The 22,283-nt window shown below is 38.1% G+C and carries 23 protein-coding genes; all 23 read left to right on the forward strand.

Annotation, left to right across the window (positions count from 1 at the left end; translation table 11 throughout):
* The first annotated feature begins 200 nt into the window (after positions 1-200).
* Positions 201-536, forward strand: coding sequence for a putative DNA-binding protein (locus MHB40_RS05255; RefSeq protein ID WP_342534068.1), 336 nt, complete (start codon positions 201-203; stop codon positions 534-536).
* Between the two features lie 12 nt (positions 537-548).
* Entirely contained in the window at positions 549-1,907 is a 1,359-nt protein-coding gene (ffh, locus tag MHB40_RS05260) for a signal recognition particle protein (protein WP_205441925.1), read from the forward strand.
* Between the two features lie 94 nt (positions 1,908-2,001).
* Complete coding sequence (gene rpsP / locus MHB40_RS05265; RefSeq protein WP_004269411.1) at positions 2,002-2,274, forward strand: 30S ribosomal protein S16; 273 nt, start codon at positions 2,002-2,004, stop codon at positions 2,272-2,274.
* A 15-nt stretch (positions 2,275-2,289) separates the two neighbouring features.
* Positions 2,290-2,523: a KH domain-containing protein gene (locus MHB40_RS05270; RefSeq protein WP_004269410.1), complete on the forward strand. Its 234-nt coding sequence runs from the start codon at positions 2,290-2,292 to the stop codon at positions 2,521-2,523.
* A gap of 373 nt (positions 2,524-2,896) precedes the next feature.
* The gene (gene rimM / locus MHB40_RS05275) at positions 2,897-3,412 is read left to right on the forward strand and encodes a ribosome maturation factor RimM (RefSeq protein WP_342442686.1); all 516 of its coding nucleotides are present in this window, start codon (positions 2,897-2,899) and stop codon (positions 3,410-3,412) included.
* On the forward strand, positions 3,412-4,149 hold the full coding sequence (gene trmD / locus MHB40_RS05280) for a tRNA (guanosine(37)-N1)-methyltransferase TrmD (protein WP_342443697.1): 738 nt from the start codon (positions 3,412-3,414) through the stop codon (positions 4,147-4,149). Before rimM ends, trmD begins: the two co-directional genes overlap by 1 nt.
* A 116-nt stretch (positions 4,150-4,265) precedes the next feature.
* Positions 4,266-4,610, forward strand: coding sequence for a 50S ribosomal protein L19 (rplS, locus tag MHB40_RS05285; RefSeq protein ID WP_205441927.1), 345 nt, complete (start codon positions 4,266-4,268; stop codon positions 4,608-4,610).
* A 105-nt stretch (positions 4,611-4,715) separates the two neighbouring features.
* Entirely contained in the window at positions 4,716-5,285 is a 570-nt protein-coding gene (gene lepB, locus MHB40_RS05290; protein WP_342442687.1) for a signal peptidase I, read from the forward strand.
* 57 nt (positions 5,286-5,342) lie between these two features.
* Complete coding sequence (ylqF, locus tag MHB40_RS05295) at positions 5,343-6,218, forward strand: ribosome biogenesis GTPase YlqF (RefSeq protein ID WP_205441928.1); 876 nt, start codon at positions 5,343-5,345, stop codon at positions 6,216-6,218.
* A 164-nt stretch (positions 6,219-6,382) separates the two neighbouring features.
* The gene (locus MHB40_RS05300; RefSeq protein WP_342534069.1) at positions 6,383-7,144 is read left to right on the forward strand and encodes a ribonuclease HII; all 762 of its coding nucleotides are present in this window, start codon (positions 6,383-6,385) and stop codon (positions 7,142-7,144) included.
* 56 nt (positions 7,145-7,200) lie between these two features.
* Entirely contained in the window at positions 7,201-9,090 is a 1,890-nt protein-coding gene (locus MHB40_RS05305; protein WP_342534070.1) for a hypothetical protein, read from the forward strand.
* A complete protein-coding gene (locus tag MHB40_RS05310) occupies positions 9,087-9,389 on the forward strand; it encodes an EscU/YscU/HrcU family type III secretion system export apparatus switch protein (RefSeq protein WP_048391628.1) in 303 nt (100 codons plus the stop codon). Before MHB40_RS05305 ends, MHB40_RS05310 begins: the two co-directional genes overlap by 4 nt.
* Before the next feature lie 162 nt (positions 9,390-9,551).
* A complete protein-coding gene (gene sucC, locus MHB40_RS05315; protein ID WP_205441933.1) occupies positions 9,552-10,712 on the forward strand; it encodes an ADP-forming succinate--CoA ligase subunit beta in 1,161 nt (386 codons plus the stop codon).
* A gap of 17 nt (positions 10,713-10,729) precedes the next feature.
* Positions 10,730-11,632 carry a succinate--CoA ligase subunit alpha gene (gene sucD / locus MHB40_RS05320; RefSeq protein WP_004229280.1) on the forward strand — a complete coding sequence of 301 codons (903 nt, stop codon included), beginning with the start codon at positions 10,730-10,732 and terminating at the stop codon, positions 11,630-11,632.
* Between the two features lie 197 nt (positions 11,633-11,829).
* The gene (gene dprA / locus MHB40_RS05325; RefSeq protein ID WP_205441934.1) at positions 11,830-12,726 is read left to right on the forward strand and encodes a DNA-processing protein DprA; all 897 of its coding nucleotides are present in this window, start codon (positions 11,830-11,832) and stop codon (positions 12,724-12,726) included.
* Between the two features lie 93 nt (positions 12,727-12,819).
* A complete protein-coding gene (gene topA, locus MHB40_RS05330) occupies positions 12,820-14,898 on the forward strand; it encodes a type I DNA topoisomerase (RefSeq protein WP_342534071.1) in 2,079 nt (692 codons plus the stop codon).
* 19 nt (positions 14,899-14,917) lie between these two features.
* Entirely contained in the window at positions 14,918-16,231 is a 1,314-nt protein-coding gene (gene trmFO, locus MHB40_RS05335) for an FADH(2)-oxidizing methylenetetrahydrofolate--tRNA-(uracil(54)-C(5))-methyltransferase TrmFO (protein WP_016994086.1), read from the forward strand.
* A 287-nt stretch (positions 16,232-16,518) separates the two neighbouring features.
* A complete protein-coding gene (xerC, locus tag MHB40_RS05340; protein WP_205441936.1) occupies positions 16,519-17,418 on the forward strand; it encodes a tyrosine recombinase XerC in 900 nt (299 codons plus the stop codon).
* 21 nt (positions 17,419-17,439) lie between these two features.
* Positions 17,440-17,985, forward strand: a complete 546-nt coding sequence (gene hslV, locus MHB40_RS05345) for an ATP-dependent protease subunit HslV (protein ID WP_004229270.1) — start codon at positions 17,440-17,442, stop codon at positions 17,983-17,985.
* Entirely contained in the window at positions 17,985-19,385 is a 1,401-nt protein-coding gene (gene hslU / locus MHB40_RS05350) for an ATP-dependent protease ATPase subunit HslU (RefSeq protein ID WP_342534072.1), read from the forward strand. The genes hslV and hslU overlap by 1 nt, the downstream gene beginning before the upstream one ends.
* Before the next feature lie 87 nt (positions 19,386-19,472).
* On the forward strand, positions 19,473-20,252 hold the full coding sequence (gene codY / locus MHB40_RS05355; RefSeq protein ID WP_205441938.1) for a GTP-sensing pleiotropic transcriptional regulator CodY: 780 nt from the start codon (positions 19,473-19,475) through the stop codon (positions 20,250-20,252).
* Positions 20,253-21,417: 1,165 nt separating this feature from the next.
* Entirely contained in the window at positions 21,418-21,810 is a 393-nt protein-coding gene (gene flgB / locus MHB40_RS05360) for a flagellar basal body rod protein FlgB (RefSeq protein ID WP_004269305.1), read from the forward strand.
* A 3-nt stretch (positions 21,811-21,813) separates the two neighbouring features.
* Positions 21,814-22,275: a flagellar basal body rod protein FlgC gene (gene flgC / locus MHB40_RS05365; protein WP_205441941.1), complete on the forward strand. Its 462-nt coding sequence runs from the start codon at positions 21,814-21,816 to the stop codon at positions 22,273-22,275.
* Positions 22,276-22,283 lie beyond the last annotated feature (8 nt).

Here is a 22,283-nt window from a genome sequence, read left to right on the forward strand (position 1 = left end):
AAAATGACACTGACACGTAATGGATAAAAACGCTCGACTGTGTATAGGTGAAATGGGCTTGTTTAAAAGAGTAATACTAGCTAAAGGCAAGAAATGCCTGATAGCAGCAATTTAGGCTTTTAGACAAGGAGATTACCTTGACACAGACGGGCGCTTTTCGTTATGATACAAATGACTAATAGCGGGAGGAGAAACATTCGATGCTACTTGAAAAAACAACACGCATGAACTTTCTCTTCGACTTTTATCAAGCATTATTAACTGATAAGCAAAGAAGTTATATGGAGCTATACTATTTGGATGATAACTCCCTAGGAGAAATTGCCGAATCGTATGGTGTTTCACGCCAAGCTGTTTACGATAATATTCGTCGAACAGAAGCGATGCTTGAGGAATATGAAGAAAAATTATGTTTACTTGAAAAATTTAAACAACGTACCCAAATGCTGTCACAGCTAACAATGGGGATTACAGAAAAAAGTATGACAGCTGAAGAGCAGTTAGCACTTATTGAACAGATGAAAGAATGGGATTAGGAGGCGAAAGCAATGGCTTTTGAAGGATTAGCGGAACGACTCCAAGGAACGATCCAAAAGATTAAAGGCAAAGGGAAAGTATCAGAGCAAGACGTTAAAGAAATGATGCGAGAAGTCCGATTTGCTTTAATCGAGGCGGATGTTAACTTAAAAGTAGTCAAAGAATTCGTAAAAAAGGTAAGTGAACGTGCTGTCGGTGTTGATGTTATGCAAAGTTTAACACCAGGTCAGCAAGTTATTAAAATTGTACAGGACGAATTAACAGAATTAATGGGGGGCGAACAAAGTCCCATTAAGTTTAATACAAAGCCACCCACTGTCATTATGATGGTTGGTTTACAAGGTGCGGGTAAAACGACAACTACAGGTAAATTGGCAAATGTTCTACGAAAAAAATATAATCGTAAACCTTTACTAGTTGCTGCAGACGTTTATCGTCCAGCAGCTGTCCAACAATTACAGACATTAGGAAAACAGTTATCACTACCTGTTTTTGCGTTAGGAACCGAAGTATCTCCTGTAGAAATTGCGCGTCAGGCAATTGAATTAGCAAAGGAAGAGCATCATGATGTAGTAATCATCGATACGGCTGGTCGTCTTCATATCGATGAAGACCTAATGCAAGAGTTAAAGGATATTCGTGCATTAAAAGAGCCAGATGAGGTTTTCCTAGTTGTCGATGCCATGACGGGTCAAGATGCAGTCAATGTAGCAGAAAGCTTTAATGAAGCAATTGGTATTACTGGAGTTGTTTTAACAAAACTTGACGGTGATACACGTGGTGGTGCTGCATTATCTATCCGTTCTGTGACGCAAAAACCAATTAAATTTGTCGGGATGGGCGAAAAAATGGATGCGCTCGAGCCATTCCATCCAGAGCGTATGGCATCTCGTATTTTAGGTATGGGCGATGTTCTGTCACTTATCGAGAAAGCACAGGCAAATGTAGATGAAGCCAAAGCGAAAGAATTAGAAGAAAAGTTCAAATCTCAAACATTCACTTTTGATGATTTTGTCGAGCAATTACAGCAAGTCAAGAAAATGGGCCCTCTTGATGAAATTTTAAAAATGCTCCCAGGTGCTAATAAAATCAAAGGCTTAGATAATGTAAAAGTTGATGATAAGCAAATGGGGCGTGTAGAGGCCATTATTTACTCGATGACGCCTGCTGAAAAGACCAACCCAGAAATCATGAATGGTAGCCGTAAAAAACGTATTGCGAAAGGCTCTGGGACATCTATTCAAGAGGTGAATCGTCTCATTAAGCAATTCGATGAAATGAAAAAAATGATGAAGCAAATGACTGGAATGGCAAGTGGTAAAGGAAAGAAAAAAATGAAATTACCAGGCTTTGATTCGTTGTTTAAATAATAATTTTTAGGTGTTAAGAAAAAACACTTTACAAACAACCTAAACATTGATAATATACTATCTTGTGTGAAACTTATTCGGAGGTGCTATTAAAATGGCAGTTAAAATTCGCTTAAAACGTATGGGAGCTAAAAAATCTCCTTTCTATCGTATCGTAGTTGCAGACGCTCGTTCACCACGTGACGGTCGTCAAATCGAAACAGTTGGTACTTACAACCCACTAACTCAACCAGCTACTGTAAACATTGATGAAGAGAAAGCTCTTAAATGGTTAGCTGACGGTGCAAAACCATCAGATACAGTACGTAACCTGTTCTCAGAACAAGGTATCATGGAAAAATTCCATAACCAAAAATTCAGTAAATAATCGGGGGCGACGTCTTTGAAGCAGCTGATTGAAGCAATCGTTTTACCGTTAGTCGATTATCCAGAAGAAGTTCGTATTGAGACGGATGAAAATGCAAATCGAATTGTTTATAAACTTTTTGTTCATCCAGAGGATAGAGGGAAAGTCATAGGCAAGCAAGGGCGAGTAGCAAAAGCGATTCGTACAATTGTTTATTCAGCGGCAGGTAGTCACCATCAAAAGAAGACCTACGTCGATATATTGGATTAATAGAAAAGATTTTCACGCTCTTGCAACAAGTACTAGTGAGTCCTGATAGGTGTGTTTACATGTCGCTTAGGAGTTCGAAGTGGGCTTTTAGCATGAAGTGTAAAATCTGGACGAAGAAGGAGGGAGCTTGTAGGTTCCTTCCTTTTTTTATCTTTTTTTAACATCAGCATATCGCTATGATTTCTGTTGAAGTGGAAAATAAACCTTTAATAAGGAGTATAGCTAAAGGATATCGCTTATATTATTATTGACAAGACAATTGAGTCTTAACTAAAACTACATTCTTCCAAAGCACATCTGCAAGAACGGGACCTTTGTTAGATGAGCAAGGTGCATTGTGGAGATAAGCATGTTTTTACGAGGTGAAAGTAAAATGGAATGGTTTAATGTAGGTCGAATTGTCAATACGCACGGTATCCGTGGTGAGGTACGTGTATTATCGACAACAGACTTTGAAGAAGAGCGTTTTGCAGTAGGAAATAAGCTTGCTGCCTTTAAAAAAGACGATAAGAAACCAACATGGGTAACGATTGACTCTGTGCGTCGTCATAAAAACTTTATTTTATTAACTTTTGAAGGCATGAACAATATCAACCTAGTTGAGCCGTTTAAAGAAGGCATGCTGAAAGTGACAAAAGATCAAATGACTGATGATCTACTTGAAGAAAATGAGTTCTTTTTCCATGAAATAATCGGCTGCACAGTTATTTCTGAAGAGGGCGAAACAATCGGTGTTGTAGCAGATATCCTGCAAACAGGGGCAAACGATGTATGGGTAGTGAAAGGCTCGAAGAAAGAACACTATATCCCTTATATAGAAGATATCGTGAAAGATATTGATGTTATGGATAAAAAAATTGTCATTCATGTTATGGAAGGCTTATTATGATGAATATTCATGTATTAAGCCTGTTTCCTGATATGTTTTCAGGCGTTTTCGGTGCATCTATTTTAAAGAAAGCACAAGAAAAGGGTGCTGTAAATTTAGAGGTAACGGATATTCGTACATTTTCAGGGAACAAGCATAATCAAGTTGACGACTATCCATATGGTGGTGGTGCAGGTATGGTATTAAAGCCTGAACCGATGTTTAGTGCGGTAGAGGCCATCACTGCAGGCAAACAGCCACGGATCATATTAATGTGTCCTCAAGGGGAACGCTTTACCCAAAAAAAAGCAGAAGAGCTAGCCCGGGAAACAGAGTTAGTGTTCTTATGTGGTCATTATGAAGGCTATGATGAGCGTATACGTCAGCACCTTGTAACAGATGAAATTTCCATTGGCGATTTCGTGTTAACAGGTGGGGAATTAGGCGCTATGACTGTTATTGATAGTGTAGTTAGATTGTTACCTGGTGTCTTAGGGCAAGAGGATTCGCATATACAGGATTCTTTTTCAACGGGTCTACTGGAGCATCCACATTATACACGACCTGCGGAGTTCCGTGGCATGAAGGTACCTGATGTTTTATTATCGGGGAATCATGCTAAAATCGACCAGTGGAGAGAGGAACAATCGCTGAAAAGAACTTTTGAGCGCCGTCCTGACTTATTGGAGCAATATCCATTAACAGACAAGCAAAAATTGTATGTAGAAAAACTAAAAAACAATCATCTAGATGCTTGATTGCCGACTCTATTTATGATAACATCTAATCTGTACTTCTATGTGAAGTACTGAATTACGGTGTTCCGCTGTGGCATAGATTGCGTGCAAGAGCATCTGTCTAAGGAGAGAAAACAATGTCAAACATTATTACAGAAATTACAAAATCTCAGCTTCGCTCTGATCTACCAACTTTCCGTCCAGGTGATACTGTTAAGGTACACGTGAAAGTAGTAGAGGGTACTCGTGAACGTATCCAACTTTTCGAAGGTGTAGTAATTAAACGTCGTGGTGGCGGAATTAGCGAAACTTTCACAGTTCGTAAAATTTCTTACGGTGTAGGTGTTGAGCGTACATTCCCTGTACACACACCAAAAATCGCTAACTTAGAAGTTGTACGTCGTGGTAAAGTACGTCGTGCTAAACTTTACTACCTACGTAACCTACGTGGTAAAGCTGCTCGTATTAAAGAAATTCGATAATTATGACTTAAAAGTGAGGGGCTTGTGTTCAAGCCTCTTTTCTTTTTGCTTGTCATCTTTATTCACTATCATCTAAAATGGTGTTAGACAAGGGGGCAATTCTCAATGGAAAAACAAGTGAAAGAAAAAAATGAATTATGGGAATGGACAAAAGCACTATTAATTGCATTTGCGATTGCTGCAGTTATTCGATATTTTTTATTTACACCCATTGCAGTTGATGGAGAGTCCATGATGCCAACCCTTGAAGATGGCGACCGAATGATTGTGAATAAAATTGGTTATAAAATAGGTGAACCAAAACGTTTTGACATCGTTGTATTCCATGCACCTGAACAAAAAAATTACATAAAGCGTGTAATTGGCTTGCCAGGAGATACATTGGAGTATAAGGATGATCAATTGTATATAAATGGAGAGCCAATTGATGAACCCTATTTAGATGCCTATAAAGCGCAAATTACTGAGGGGACCTTAACAGAAGATTTCACCTTAAGTGACATCGATGTTTCCTTGGATAGCAATACCATTCCTGAGGGATATATCTTTGTTATGGGGGATAATCGTCGATATAGTAAAGACAGTCGACATATTGGCCTTGTTGACCAAAAAGAAATTATTGGTAACACCAGTCTGATTTTCTGGCCATTTAGTGACATAAAAATTGTAAAGTAATGCATGAAAGGGAGAGCATAATCACTCCCTTTTTCTTTTAGTTTAGGAGGTATAGCTGTGACGATACAATGGTTTCCCGGGCATATGGCTAAAGCCCGACGTGAAGTAACTGAAAAATTAAAGCTTGTTGACATTATATTTGAATTAATAGATGCACGTTTACCGCTATCCTCACGTAATCCGATGATCGACGAAGTCATTAACCAAAAGCCTCGTCTTTTGATTTTAAATAAAGCGGATATGGCAGATGAGCAAGAAACACGGAAATGGGTAGAGTATTTTGCAAAGCGTGGTCATAAAGCAGTAGCCATTAACTCACTTGAGGGCAAGGGCTTACAGCAAGTAACAAAAGCGGCGCAAGAAATTTTAAAAGAAAAATTTGATCGCATGAAAGCAAGAGGAATGAAACCTAGAGCTATTCGTGCCATGATTGTGGGAATTCCAAACGTAGGGAAATCCACATTGATTAATCGATTAGCGAAAAAAAATATCGCTAAAACGGGGAATACCCCAGGTGTGACAAAAGCACAGCAATGGATCAAAGTTGGTAAAGAGCTTGAACTATTGGATACACCCGGTATTTTATGGCCAAAGTTTGAGGATCAAGAAGTAGGCTTTAAATTAGCTTTAACTGGTGCTATTAAGGACACGATTACAAATATGGAAGACCTAGCTGTCTATGGCTTACGCTTCTTATCTGTTCATTACCCAAAGCGAATGGAGGAGCGTTATGGTTTGGAATTTATCCACGAGGAGCTAGTGGACACTTTTGACCATATAGGCAAGCTGCGCCGTGTATTCGGTCCGGGTGGAGAGATTGATTATGATCAAGTAGCTCAACTAATTGTTCGAGATATCCGCGGATTACAATTAGGTAAACTAACCTTTGATTTTGTGGATGAGCAATTAGAAAAAGAAACTGAACAAGTATAAGTATTTGAAACTGTCACACGTTCTTTTGTGACAGTTTTTCTTTTAGGAATGCATTTTTTTACCGATAATGACTATAGAGAGGAAATAGTTTTCTAGTTAAAGAGACTACATAAAGAACTGAACATGATATAGTTTGAATGAATAGAAGTAAGAAGGAGTACACAATGAAAACCATTAAGGAAATTACAACTGCATTGAAAGATGCCGAGGAATGGCAAGATTGGATGAAAGACATTGCAGCGGATGAAAGAGCTGGCGTACAAAAGGCATGGCTTACTTGGCAAAAGAGACAAGATAAAAAACATCAATTACTGCAAGAGCATCAAAAAAAAGTCGCATTTGATTTAAGCTATGGGGGAACAGATGCATTTATTGCAGGTGTAGATGAAGCAGGAAGGGGACCACTAGCGGGACCAGTCGTGACGGCAGCTGTAATTTTACCGACAAATTGTGAGGCACTTGTTGGTTTGAATGACTCAAAGCAATTATCGAAGGATAAACGAAACGGTTTTGCCACATTAATTAAAGAGCATGCCATAAGCTATTTCATTCATTTTCAGCCTGCCCAGCAAATTGATGAACTGAATATATATGAGGCAACGAAACAATCTATGAAAGCAAGTGTGGAATCATTAGCGACGAAGCCTGATGTTGTTTTAGTGGATGCCATGACATTACCTATTTCGCTCCCTCAGGATTCCATTATAAAAGGGGACGCCAAGAGCCTAGCGATAGCAGCTGCATCCATTTTAGCTAAAACGGCACGGGATGAGTATATGGATCAATTAGATGAAGAATTTCCGATGTATGGCTTTAGGCAACATGCGGGGTATGGGACAAAGCAACATTTAAAAGCGTTAGAAGAATTTGGACCGTCTATTCACCATCGTAAATCGTTTGAACCAATAAAATCTATGTTTCAATAAAGCTAAAAAACGGTAGACAATTACACGTAGGAGTAATTGATGAAAGGAGTATGTAGATGACAGCCACATCATTTAATCCGATTCAACTGCAACAAAATGCGATCACTTCGACAAATCAACCACTTGCTTTAAAACAAGGACAAGTATTTCACGGAACAATTAAGCAATTATATCCAGATCAAATGGCAGAAATACAAGTAGGTAATCAAAAATTTATAGCTAAACTCGAAGTGCCGTTAAAAGCTGGAGATGCCCATTTCTTTCAGGTAACAGGAACAAATCCACAAACGGAATTGAAAATAGTGACTGGACCGATGGCGCAGGCAGCTACCCCAAGTCAGCAAATTAATCAGTTATTAGAATCCATGAATTTGCCTAAATCAGCAGAAATGCAGCAATTATTAGGACATTTTATGAAAGCACAGTTACCTATTTCAAAAGACCAAATGCTACAAGCTGAAATGTGGTTAAAGGCATTACCAGAAGGTATATCAAAAATGGATGCTCTACAAACTATACAAAAAATGATCGAGCTTAAAATGCCTATGACAAACGATGTGTTTCAAGCATTGATTAGTGGTCAAAAGACTTCTGGTATGACCGCTATCATGGACAACTTTGCCCAGCTTTTAGCAAAGGATACAACCCTATCTGAGTCATTTAGGCAAAATTTAATGCAACAAGTACAAGCGATTGCCAAGCCCTTTGAAGTAGAAACAGGTAGTGCTGTGCTTGCTAGGGTTCTACAAAGTTTAACGAATAGTGCTGCGACAACGAGCGAAAAAATGCAAGCTTTATCGATTCTAAAAGAGTCGGGGATCCTTCCCCAGCAGGCTACGTTGCAAAACTGGTCAAATATGAATGAAGCTAAAGCCTTTCAACCAATGCAGCAAGCTGGTCAAGTTATTCAAACTATACTTGCTACAAAGCCTGAAGATGCTAGGCAACTGGTGGAACAGCTTAAATCATGGACAAACAGTCAAAGTTTATTAACCAATGAGCAAAAACAGCAAATCAATCAGCTGGTGGATCGTTTTAATCAGTTACCAGTAACGAAACAAACGCTAGAGGTTTTTGCTAAACAAATGCAGGATCAGTTATTAAAAGCATTTGCCCAAAATACAACTGATCGTTTATTTACACAGGATGCCCATGCACTTTCGGTGAAAGATCATTTGTTATCCCTATTTAGGCAAGAGGCAAATTCTCCTTCACAGAATGAAGCGCTCATGCGCAATCTTGTAAAAAAAAGTATTGATTCTTCGCAGCCATTTATACAGCAAGTTGTGACACAAGCAGATGCACTAGTGCAAAATTCAATGGATAGTAAAGCGATGGAACATGCTCTTAAAACGGTGTTGAAAAATTTAGGAATTAGCTATGAGGTAACATTGGGAAACAAATCGGCTGATTTACACATGATTGCACATCAGCTAAAGCCACAGCTCCATACATTATTGCAGGAAACTAATACAACACCGCAAATAAAGGAAGCGGCAGAGATGCTCATGACGCGTATGAATGGTATGCAGCTATCTTCAGGAGAAAATGGTCATCAACATCAGCTTATCATGCAAGTCCCACTTGAATTTTTTGGCAAGAAAATGGATGCAACATTACAGTGGAATGGACGCATGAAAGAAAATGGCAAAATTGATGCCAACTATGCACGCGTATTATTTTATTTACAGATGGCATCCATGCAAGAAACAGTGATTGATATGCAGGTTCAAAATAGAGTCGTCACAGTAACGGTCTTTAATGAAAATTCGGAAATTCAATCACTTGCCGAGCCGTTAAAGGTTGCCTTGAAAGCTGGGTTGGCAGAAAAAAATTATCAACTATCAGGAGTGTTTATTAAACAATTTGACAAAGGGCAAACGGAAAAAGTAAGTCCTGTAGTAGAACAGCGAGAGGAGCAGAGTGGGGTGGATATCCGCGTATGAGCGAAGAAAAACTTACCCGGAAAGAGGCAATTGCACTTACGTATAAGCTTGGTCAATTTGATAGTCCCACTGTTGTAGCAAAGGGAAAAGGGAAGATTGCAGAAAATATTTTAGCTCGCGCAAATGAGCATAATGTGCCGATTTATGAGGATCCTAACCTTGTGCAGTTGCTTGGTCAATTAGATTTAAATGAGTCTATTCCTGAAGAATTATATCAGGCAGTAGCAGAAGTTTTTGCATTTATTTATCGTTTGGATCAGCAACATGCGCAAAAATATAGAAAAAATGAATTATTCTGATTATTTTTACAAGCTGTTTTAGTACACAAAATAGAAAAAAGCGTCATAATAAGAGAGAAAATTCGAACTAAAGACAAAGTGTAGACTTTATCAGAATCTTTCGTTAGAATAGTCTATGTTAGTAAAACAATTCTATGCAAATGTTTGATGGGAGGATGTATTATGAATATCCATGAATATCAAGGGAAAGAGATTCTGAGAAAATATGGTGTAGCTGTACCAAACGGAAAAGTAGCTTTTTCCCCTGATGAAGCAGTAAAAGTAGCGAAGGAACTTGGCTCAAACGTAACAGTAGTCAAGGCGCAAATTCATGCAGGTGGACGCGGTAAAGCAGGCGGTGTAAAAATCGCTAAAAACCTTGACGAGGTGCGCACATACGCAAAAGAGTTATTAGGAAAAATTTTAGTGACTCATCAAACAGGTCCAGAAGGAAAAGAAGTAAAACGTTTGTATATTGAAGAGGGTTCTGATATCCAAAAAGAATACTACTTAAGTCTAGTATTAGACCGTGCCACATCTCGTGTTACAGTGATGGGATCTGAAGAAGGCGGTATGGATATTGAAGAAGTAGCGGAAACAAATCCGGAAAAAATCTTCAAAGAAGTAGTAGATCCTGTAGTTGGATTAACAAGCTTCCAAGCACGTCGTATGGCGTTTAATATGAATATTCCAGCAAACCTTGTAGGGAAAGCTGTTAAATTAATGTTAGGCTTATATCAAGCATTTATCGACAAAGATGCATCAATCGTAGAAATTAATCCACTTGTTGTAACTGGACAAGGCGATGTAGTGGCACTAGATGCTAAATTCAATTTTGATGCCAATGCATTATATCGACATAAGGATATTGTCGAATTACGCGATTTTGACGAGGAAGATGCAAAAGAAATCGAAGCATCAAAATATGACTTAAGCTATATTTCATTAGATGGAAACATTGGCTGTATGGTTAATGGTGCTGGTCTTGCTATGGCAACAATGGATACAATTAGTTATTATGGCGGAAGCCCTGCTAACTTCCTAGATGTAGGGGGCGGTGCAACAGCTGAAAAAGTAACAGAGGCTTTCAAAATTATCCTTTCTGATTCAAACGTAAAAGGCATTTTCGTAAACATCTTTGGTGGAATTATGAAGTGTAACATTATCGCTGAAGGTGTTGTAACGGCTGCTAAAGAAATTGGTTTAGCTGTGCCTTTAGTTGTACGTTTAGAAGGTACAAATGTAGAACTTGGAAAAGAAATTTTAAATGCATCTGGTTTAAACATCGTTGCAGCGGATTCAATGGCTGACGGTGCACAAAAAATTGTGGGACTAGTAGGCTAAGGAAGGCAGGGAGAACAATGGCTGTATTTATTAACAAAGATACGAAGGTAATTGTACAAGGGATTACGGGCGAAACAGCTCTTTTCCATACGAAGCAAATGCTTGAGTATGGTACTAAAATCGTAGCAGGTGTAACACCAGGTAAAGGTGGACTTGAAATCGAGGGAGTTCCTGTTTTCAATACAGTAGCAGAAGCTGTAGCTGCAACAGGTGCTACAACTTCAGTTATCTATGTACCTGCACCATTTGCGGCAGATGCAATTTTAGAAGCTGTTGATGCTGAATTAGAATTAACAATCTGTATCACAGAGCATATTCCTGTCCTTGATATGGTTAAGGTTAAACGTTATATGGAAGGTAAAAACACTCGCCTAGTAGGTCCAAACTGTCCAGGTGTTATTACAGCTGATGAATGTAAAATTGGTATCATGCCTGGTTATATTCATACAAAAGGCCATGTAGGAGTTGTTTCTCGTTCTGGTACATTAACATATGAAGCAGTACATCAATTAACACAAGCTGGAATTGGTCAAACAACTGCAGTAGGTATTGGTGGAGACCCTGTCAACGGTACAAACTTCATTGATGTGCTTGAAGCCTTTAATAATGATCCAGAAACTTACGCAGTCGTTATGATTGGTGAAATCGGTGGTACAGCTGAGGAAGAAGCAGCTGCATGGATTAAAGCAAATATGACAAAACCTGTTGTAGGCTTTATTGGTGGACAAACTGCACCTCCAGGAAAACGTATGGGTCACGCTGGTGCTATCATTTCTGGTGGTAAAGGAACAGCAGCGGAGAAAATTAAAGCAATGAACGAAGCTGGTATCGAAGTTGCAGAAACACCTTCTGTAATTGGTGAAACATTGATTAAAGTAATTAAAGAAAAAGGGCTATACGAAAAGTGTAAAACCCATTAAAATGGAAGATGTAGCCATTGCGGCTACATCTTTTTCATTATTTATACACTGTTTATCATACTTCATTCAATAATTACCTACTTACTTCTGAAGAAATCAACAATTTTGTGGCAGAAGTTATAAATAATAATGAAATGTTGTGTTGAAAATTATCATGCGGTCATTTAATTTCTTCTATTATAAAGGAGGTTTATTGAATGATCCTAGCAGTAGATACGCAGAGATTACTAGCCTTACATTATGTATACCCATTACCACTTCAGAAACTTCAGCAATTGTTGTCCCCGGTGAATATTTTTAGCTCTTTTGAAGACATTCATTATGACGAAATCGCAAAAGTTTTACAAATATCGGCACATAAAGCATGTCAACTTTCTCAGCGTTTTCGACAAATTATGACAACACCACTTGAAGAGGCCTATGCACGGGCTAATATTTTCCCCATCCCGTTTTATCATCCCTATTTCCCGGCGCAATTATTTGAAATATCAAGTCCACCTACTGTATTGTATGTGAAAGGTCAATATTCCCTGTTAACAAACAAAAAACAGATAGCTATTATAGGCTCTAGGAAGGCGACAGCGTATTCAAAAAGAGCGATAGACGTAATTGTCCCGCCTCTTGTTCAACGTGATTATACGGTTGTTAGTGGGCTTGCAAGAGGTGCAGATACAATGGCACATAGGGCGACAATCGATATGGGTGGTCATACAATTGCTGTGCTTGGACATGGTTTTAATTATCTCTATCCAGCAGAAAACCGCGTTCTTGCTAAACAAATGGCAGAGCACCAGTTATTAGTGACAGAATATCCCCCTTATATGAAGCCTGAAAAATGGCATTTCCCAATGCGTAACCGAATCATTAGTGGATTATCTCGAGCTTTAGTTGTGACAGAAGCGGCATTAAAAAGTGGCACGCTCATTACAACAGAGCTTGCATTAGAGCAAGGAAAAGATGTATTTGTGGTGCCGGGACCTATTGATGCTACCCAATCTAAGGGGACAAATCAATTGCTTTTAGAAGGAGCAATTCCAATAGTGAATGGTCATCAAATCATTGAAACATTGGACCTCTTTTCGAACAAAAATTGAAAAAAAGTTGCATTATCTTAAAATCTGTTATACATTTTGCAACAGGTAACTTAAAAAAAATTAGTAATAGACCTCGCTAAGGGGGAGACATAGATGGCGGATTATTTAGTGATTGTAGAATCACCAGCAAAAGCAAAAACAATTGAACGGTATTTAGGAAAGAAATATAAAGTGAAAGCATCGGTTGGACACGTACGAGATCTTCCACGTAGTCAGATGGGTGTTAGCGCTGAAAATAACTTCGAGCCTAAATATATTACGATACGTGGTAAAGGACCTGTTTTACAGGAATTAAAATCTGCGGCTAAAAAAGTAAAGAAAGTTTATCTAGCAGCCGATCCAGACCGCGAGGGAGAAGCAATTGCTTGGCACCTTGCGACTGCATTAAATATTGATATTCACTCAGATTGCCGTGTTGTATTTAATGAAATTACTAAAGATGCAATTATAGAGTCCTTTAAAAATCCACGTCCAATTAACATGGATTTAGTAGATGCACAGCAAACAAGACGTATATTGGATCGACTTGTTGGCTATAACATTAGCCCGATTCTATGGAAAAAGGTGAAAAAAGGTTTATCAGCAGGTCGAGTACAATCTGTAGCGCTACGCATGATCATTGATCGTGAAAATGAAATTAAAAACTTCCAACCAGAAGAATACTGGACAATTGAAGGAACGTTTGAAAAAGGCAAAAAATCATTTGATGCCCTTTACTATGGAAATGGTAAAGAAAAAATAAAATTAACAAATGAAGCACAAGTAAAAGCAATCTTAAAAGATGTTAAAGGAACAAACTTTGATGTTGTTAATGTAACGAAAAAGGAACGTAAACGTAATGCAGCACCAGCCTTTACAACATCATCTTTACAGCAAGAAGCTGCACGAAAACTAAATTTCCGAGCTAAGAAAACCATGATGCTAGCTCAGCAATTATATGAAGGTATTGATATTGGAAAAAAAGAGGGAACAGTCGGGTTAATCACCTATATGCGTACCGATTCCACACGTATTTCTGATACGGCAAAAGCTGAAGCGGTGACGTACATTGAGGGGAAATATGGAAAAGAGTACATTGCAACAGAAATAAAACAAACAAAAAAGGCTTCAAATGCACAGGATGCTCATGAAGCGATTCGTCCAACTAGTACGATGCGTACACCCGAGGAATTAAAGACGGTACTTAGTCGAGATCAGTTACGTTTATATCGCTTAATTTGGGAGCGTTTTATTGCGAGCCAAATGGCACCAGCAGTCCTTGATACAGTAGCTGTAGATCTTCAAAATGGTGATGTTTTATTCCGTGCGAATGGCTCACAAGTTAAATTTGCAGGCTTTATGAAATTATATATCGAGGGTACTGATGATCAAACGGAAGAGACGACAAAACTTTTACCTGAGATGGAAATTGGTGACCAAGTAAAATCGCTTGAAATTGAGCCTAAACAACATTTTACACAGCCACCACCACGCTATTCAGAGGCGCGACTTGTTAAAACAATGGAAGAACTAGGAATTGGGCGCCCGTCCACATATGCACCTACCCTCGATACAATTCAGCGCCGTGGCTATGTTGTATTAGATGCTAAACGCTTTATGCCAACAGAGCTAGGTGAAATCGTACACCAACTCGTACTAGAATTTTTCCCAGATATCATAAACATCGAATTCACAGCACAAATGGAACAAGATTTAGATGATATTGAAGAAGGTAGTCGTCAATGGAAAAGTATTGTAGAAGAGTTTTATACAGACTTTGAAGTTCATGTAAAACATGCGGATGAAGCTATGGAAAAGGTTGTCATTAAAGATGAGCCTGCAGGAGAAGACTGTGAACTTTGCGGATCTCCAATGGTCTTTAAGCTCGGACGATATGGCAAATTTATGGCTTGCTCTAATTTCCCAGATTGTAGAAATACAAAAGCAATTATGAAACCTATTGGTGTGAAATGTCCTTCTTGTGAAACGGGCGAAATTGTGGAGCGAAAAAGTAAAACAAAGCGTCTATTCTACGGTTGCAATCAGTATCCTGAATGTGAATTTGTATCATGGGACAAACCAATTAGTAGACCATGTCCAAAATGTAGTGCATTATTAGTAGAGAAAAAGATAAAAAAAGGTGTGCAAATTCAATGTACGAAGTGTGACTATGAAGAAGCACCAACTCAATGATAGGAAGATGGTAAGAAACATGACTGAACAAGTAGTAAATGTAATAGGAGCAGGACTAGCAGGTAGTGAAGCAGCTTGGCAAATTGCAAAGCGTGGTATAAAAGTTAAACTTTATGAAATGCGTCCAGTAAAGCAGACTCCAGCGCATCATACTGATAAATTTGCGGAACTTGTTTGTTCTAACTCATTGCGTGCAAATGGGTTAACGAATGCTGTAGGCGTTATTAAAGAAGAAATGCGTATGTTAGATTCTGTTATATTAAAGGCAGCAGACCAATGTTCAGTACCTGCTGGAGGTGCATTAGCAGTAGACCGTCATGAATTCGCAGGGTATGTAACGGAGACTGTGAAAAACCATCCACTTGTGGAGGTTATTCATGAGGAAGTCACAGAAATTCCAGAGGGTATTACAGTTATTGCAACAGGACCATTAACTTCGAAAGCTTTAGCTGAAAAAATTCAAGGTTTAACGGGTTTAGATTATTTATACTTTTACGATGCAGCAGCACCCATTATCGAAAAAGATAGTATAGATATGAATAAAGTTTATTTAAAATCTCGTTATGATAAAGGGGAAGCGGCTTATTTAAACTGTCCTATGACAAAAGAAGAATTCGATCGTTTCCGCCAAGCATTAATCGAAGCTGAAGTTGTACCATTGAAAGAATTCGAAAAAGAAATTTACTTTGAAGGTTGTATGCCAATTGAAGTCATGGCAGCTCGTGGAGAGAAAACCATGTTATTTGGTCCGATGAAGCCAGTTGGTCTTGAAGATCCAAAAACAGGAAAACGTCCATATGCAGTTGTTCAACTTCGTCAAGACGATGCTGCTGGTACCCTTTACAACATTGTAGGTTTCCAAACCCATTTAAAATGGGGGCCGCAAAAGGAAGTGCTACAGCTAATTCCAGGGTTAGAGAATGTAGAAATTGTACGCTATGGCGTAATGCATAGAAACACCTTCATTAATTCACCGAAAGTTTTAGAAAAAACATATCAACTTCGTGAGCAAAAGAATATTTTCTTTGCAGGTCAGATGACTGGAGTAGAAGGCTATGTTGAATCAGCAGGCAGTGGATTAATTGCAGGAATTAATGCAGCTCGTTTAGCATTAGGACAAGAGCCAATTATTTTCCCATTCGAAACGGCATTAGGAAGCATGGCGCGTTATATAACAGAAGCACAGTCGAAAAACTTCCAGCCAATGAATGTAAATTTTGGTATTTTCCCAGACTTACCACCTGGTCGTCGTTCCAAACCAGAACGTGCGGAAATGCATGCAACACGCGCAATAAGCACAATTCGAAATTTTGTGAATTCACAAACAATTTAATTGCCAAAAGCCTCTAAAAGTTGATATACTCTTAGAGGCTTTTTCTTTTTGTAGACAAAATGCTTAATTAGACGTATTTTATTATTTTGTATGGAGATTTTCTCAAAATATAACTATTTACACTTGCTATATTATGAAGATAGGTTTAGTGTCAATATGTATGTTTATTAATGATGAGAAAAACGATACAAACTTGTAAGAGATGACAAAGAAATGTATATCCGTTATATTACAAGTGACAGTCATTTGAGAAAATTATTAATAAATTATTGGTGGTGAATCTTTCCATGTTAGTTTCGTCCCAAGATGCACTCGAACAGTTCATGCTTTACATCCAAGTTGAAAAGAACTTCTCTGTTCATACAGTGCGAGAATATGAATCAGACCTGCTAGATTTTTTAACCTTTTTACAAACGGAGGGAATCCATGATTTAGCAAGTGTTGAATATATACATGCACGTCTTTATGTAACAAAGTTGTACGAAGAAAAAAGGGCAAGAGCTTCTATTTCTAGGAAAATTTCCTCAATCCGCTCCTTTTTTCGCTTTCTAAATAGACAGTACGGATTAGATGACGGAGCATTTCGTTCGCTTTATCATCCGAAAAAAGAATCACGTTTACCCAGTTTTTTCTACGAAGAAGAATTGAAACAGTTATTTGATGCGAATACTGGTGATGATTTGAAATCATTGAGAAATATAGCTATATTAGAGCTGTTATATGCAACAGGTATTCGTGTGAGTGAACTGACTTCAATTCAAGTAGAGGATGTGGATTTTCATTATTCGATCATACGAGTAATGGGCAAAGGTCGAAAAGAACGAATCATTCCATTTGGTCAATTTGCGAGTTTAGCAATGCAGGACTACATAGAGCAAGCTCGTCCACGATTGATGAAAAAAACGAATCATCAGCAGTTGTTTGTCAATATGCGTGGTGGGGAACTTACTCCTAGAGGGGTACGTCATATTTTAAACGAAATGATTGACAAGGCCTCACTCCATACGAAAATTTACCCACACATGCTTCGTCATACTTTTGCCACTCATTTGTTGAATAATGGCGCAGATTTGCGGACGGTGCAGGAGTTATTAGGTCACTCACATTTATCTTCTACACAAGTTTACACACATGTAACAAAAGAGCATCTTCGTCAAACATATATGAATGCTCATCCAAGGGCATAATAGAGCTAAGGAGGAAGGCAGATGGGACAAATTCATGCAACAACGATATTTGCGGTTCATCATAACGGAGGCTGTGCCATGGCTGGTGATGGTCAAGTAACATTGGGAAATGCAGTTGTGATGAAGGGTACAGCAAGGAAGGTCAGACGTCTGTTTAATGGGCAGGTCCTTGCAGGTTTTGCAGGTTCAGTTGCTGATGCCTTTACACTTTTTGAGATGTTTGAAGGCAAATTAAATGAGTATAACGGTAATTTACAGCGTGCAGCAGTTGAGGTAGCAAAGCAATGGCGTGGTGATAAAATGCTTCGCCAGCTAGAAGCGATGCTATTAGTAATGGATAAAACGACCTTACTACTCGTATCGGGTACAGGAGAAGTGATTGAACCCGATGACGGCATTTTGGCTATTGGCTCTGGTGGAAATTATGCGTTATCCGCAGGTAGAGCATTAAAAAAATATGCAGGTGAAACGATGACTGCTCGTGAAATTGCTGAAGCGGCATTAGAAACAGCTGCTGAAATTTGTGTATTTACGAATCATAATATTATCGTGGAGGCGCTGAACTAATGACGCAAAAAAATTTAACGCCAAGACAAATTACTGAGCATTTAGATCGTAACATTGTTGGGCAGAATGAAGCTAAGCGAGCAGTAGCTATTGCGTTACGAAACCGCTATCGTCGTTCATTGTTAAACGAAGATATGAAGGCTGAAGTTATTCCGAAAAATATTTTGATGATTGGGCCAACTGGTGTCGGTAAAACAGAAATAGCGAGAAGGATTGCAAAGCTTACAAATGCTCCTTTTGTAAAAGTTGAAGCAACAAAGTTTACTGAGGTAGGTTATGTCGGTAGAGATGTTGAATCAATGGTACGTGACTTGGTAGAAGCTTCACACCGTCTAGTTAAAGAAGAAATGATGGAGTCTGTCAAGGAACAAGCAGAAGAATTAGCAAATGAAGCAATCGTGAAACTTTTGGTGCCTTCTTTACGTAAAAAACAGGCGATGCAAAATCCGTTTGAAATGCTATTCGGTGGGAAAGAGCAACCAACAAATGACGATTCATTAGCAGATGATGGGGAAGTTCGCTCGAAGCGTGCACAAATTGCGATTGATTTACGCAATGGGAAGTTAGAAAATGAGTGGGTTACTGTAGAGGTAACAGAACAAAATCCATCCATTTTTGATGCGTTACAAGGAACTGGGATGGATATGTCTGCGAATAGCGGTATGCAGGATATGCTATCTAGTTTAATGCCTAAAAAACAGAAAAAACGCCGTGTGCAAGTAAAAGACGCACGTCGTATTTTAACAATAGAAGAAGCAAATAAGCTGATAGATGCAGATGAAGTAGCACAGGAAGCCATTAATAGGGCTGAGCAATCGGGTATCATTTTTATTGACGAAATCGATAAAATTGCTAGTAAAGAAGGAAATACTTCGGCGAATGTTTCCCGTGAAGGAGTTCAACGTGACATTTTACCAATTGTAGAAGGCTCTACTGTCACTACGAAGTATGGTGCAGTAAAAACGGATTATATGCTGTTTGTTGCTGCTGGTGCATTTCATATGTCGAAACCATCGGATCTAATTCCTGAATTACAAGGCCGTTTCCCAATTCGTGTAGAGCTAGAAAAATTAACAAAGCAGGATTTTGTACGTATTTTACAAGAACCAGATCAATCACTAATTTTGCAATATAAAGCACTATTAGAGACAGAAGGTGTAGAAGTTCATTTCACGACAGATGCAATTGAACGAATTGCTGAAATTGCAACCGAAGTGAATCAGGAAACAGACAATATCGGAGCCCGTCGTTTACACACGATATTAGAACGTTTACTGGAAGAACTATCGTTTGAGGCATCTGAAATTGCACCAGCAAGTATCCCAATCAATGCTGCGTATGTTGATCAAAAACTTGCGGGTATAGTAAAAAACAAAGATTTGTCACAGTTTATACTGTAAGATAAAGCTGATTAGTATCATTCAATAGTAAAAACCTTTAGAATATTTAGTAAATACTCTTCGGATTATTTATAGGAGGAACATATAATGAATTTATTAGGAAAAACACGTAAAATTAACTCGATGCTTCAAGCTTCTGCTGGTAAGCCGGTGAACTTTAAAGAAATGGCCGATACATTAGGCGATATTATTGATAGCAATGTCTATATTTTGAGTCGTAAAGGTAAATTATTAGGTATTTCAATTCACCAACAAATTGAAAATGAGCGTATGAAAAAAATGTTCGAAGAGAGACAGTTCCCAGAAGAATACACACATAGCTTATTTACGATCTCTGAAACTTCATCAAATTTAGATATTAATAATGAACATACTGCTTTCCCAGTTGAAAACAAAGATTTATTCCAAAACGCCTTAACAACAATTGTGCCAATCGTTGGTGGTGGTGAACGTTTAGGAACGTTAATCCTTGCTCGTTTATCTTCACAATTTGAAGATGATGATCTAATTTTAGCTGAGTATGGTGCAACAGTAGTTGGTATGGAAATTTTACGTGAAAAATCTGAAGAAATTGAAGAAGAAGCTCGTAGCAAGGCAGTCGTACAAATGGCTATTAATTCACTTTCATACAGTGAGCTAGAGGCAATTGAGCATATTTTCGAAGAACTTGATGGGAATGAAGGTTTATTAGTTGCTTCTAAGATTGCTGATCGTGTGGGTATTACACGTTCAGTAATCGTAAACGCATTACGTAAGCTTGAATCAGCAGGTGTCATTGAATCTCGCTCTTTAGGTATGAAAGGTACTTATATTAAAGTACTAAACGATAAATTCTTAAATGCTCTAGCAGAAATTAAAATGAAATAATTGCTTCTTTAAGAAGCTAACGAAAGCGTCTATGGAACATATAGACGCTTTTTTGTTGTTGATAAAAGATAATTTCACTAGTAGAAGGCAGGGTAAGGGGTTGATTTCCGTTCCGATCGCGTCCGATATGCCGCTTCACTCACTGCGTTCGCCCCAAGGTTTCATCTCCCCTAGGAGTGACGCGGACTCCACGCCAATCAACCATGCTGCAAAAGTGTCTGTTCATTATCTTTCACACTAGCCGTAGGGAAATTTCGCCAGTTATATCTGTTTTTTAAGAAAGAATAGGCTTTTATTTTAAATGTAGAGAGGTGACTAGTCATAACGATCATCCATAAAATGAGTAGTGAACACCTTATTTTATTTATGCAAAAAGATAACTCTTTTGTGGATTGGAGTGGAAAGCTACTTCATTTCTACGTGTAATAGCGAGATAGGAATGACCTTGCACAGAGCGGTAGCCATACTGGTTTTGCGACGAAAGCTTAGTCACACTAGCACAGGAAGGTTGGCTCTGGGCGACAGCAAAGCGGCAATGGAAGCAGGTAGATTGGAACGGAAAGCCTTTTTCACTTGTCATAAAAAAATTTTATTGTTGTGTTTTTCAAAAAATATGAAAGTGTCTATGGTACATATAGACGTTTTTTGGTTTATTTTCGAATTTTTATGGCTCATATTTTTTAGAGAATTAATACAAAAACAATGAAGTTTGATGGATTTCATTGCTTTTAGCCTAATAATGTTCGATAATTTGTCACTACAATTAGCATATAAAAATGCCTTTTATGTTACTTTGGAAGAATGGCCAATAAACGTATAGTAACTATTTTAAAAATACTCTAATATTGATTGAACTAGTAAAAAGGGACCTTTATTGATGAGGATTAAAAAAGGCGATAAACCTCATAAAAAGGCATATTTAACAATAAAATCGTAAACACTGTCGAAATGGTGTAAAATAACTAGATGTGTAATGACCTTTACTTGAACTTAGAGGCACAAGGGATAAGGAAGTTTTGTCATGGTTGAGGTTGAGAAAAAATAGGGCGTATAGACTATTAAAAAGTGACAAAAGACAATAGACACTAGGTATCATCTTAATTACAATTGTATTATTGGATAAATTAACAAGTACATAGATTGAAATAAAATGAGGTGAACAGTTTTGAATTTATTTGGAGGAACTATTAGTAGCCTGGAAAATGGACTTTCCTATGCCACTTTAAATCATAAAACGATCGCAAATAATATTGCGAATGTCGATACACCTAATTATAAGGCGAAAAATGTTAGTTTTAAGGATATGCTGGAAGAACAGAAGAGTATAGCCATTTCTGCATATCGTACTGATAATAGACATTATGATTTCACGTTTCGACAAGCTACACCTGGTGTCAATATCGTTGAGAACTTGCGATATAGAAACAATGGGAATGCTGTAGATATGGATGCTGAGCAAGCAAAATTAGCAGAGAATCAAATTTATTATAATGCTTTAATCGATCGTGTTAATGGGAAATTAAACACATTGAATACCGTTATTAAAGGAGGTAAGTAATAGATGTCTATATTTCATGGGATGAATACCACTGCCTCTGCTTTAACGGCGCAACGTTTACGCATGGATGTTATTTCTTCTAATATGGCTAACATGGATACAACTCGCGCTCGTCAAGTGAATGGGGAATGGGAACCATATCGACGCAAGTCTGTTACGCTGTCAGCACAAGAAGGACAATTTTCAAATTTTTTGAACATAGCACTAGGGAAAAATGCAAAAAGTGGTGTTGGTAATGGTGTAAAAGTTACTCGAATTTCAGAAGATCAAGAAACACCTTTCAAACTTGTTTATGACCCAACTCATCCAGATGCAAATGCAGATGGTTACGTAAATATGCCAAATGTTGATCCATTGAAAGAAATGGTAGATTTAATGTCGGCTACTCGTTCTTATGAGGCAAATATAACTGTTTTTAATGCGAATAAATCCATGCTTACAAAGGCTTTAGAGATTGGTAAATAAAATTAAGT

The organism is Lysinibacillus sp. FSL K6-0057 (genome assembly GCF_038630885.1).
Lineage (GTDB): Bacteria > Bacillota > Bacilli > Bacillales_A > Planococcaceae > Lysinibacillus > Lysinibacillus fusiformis_F.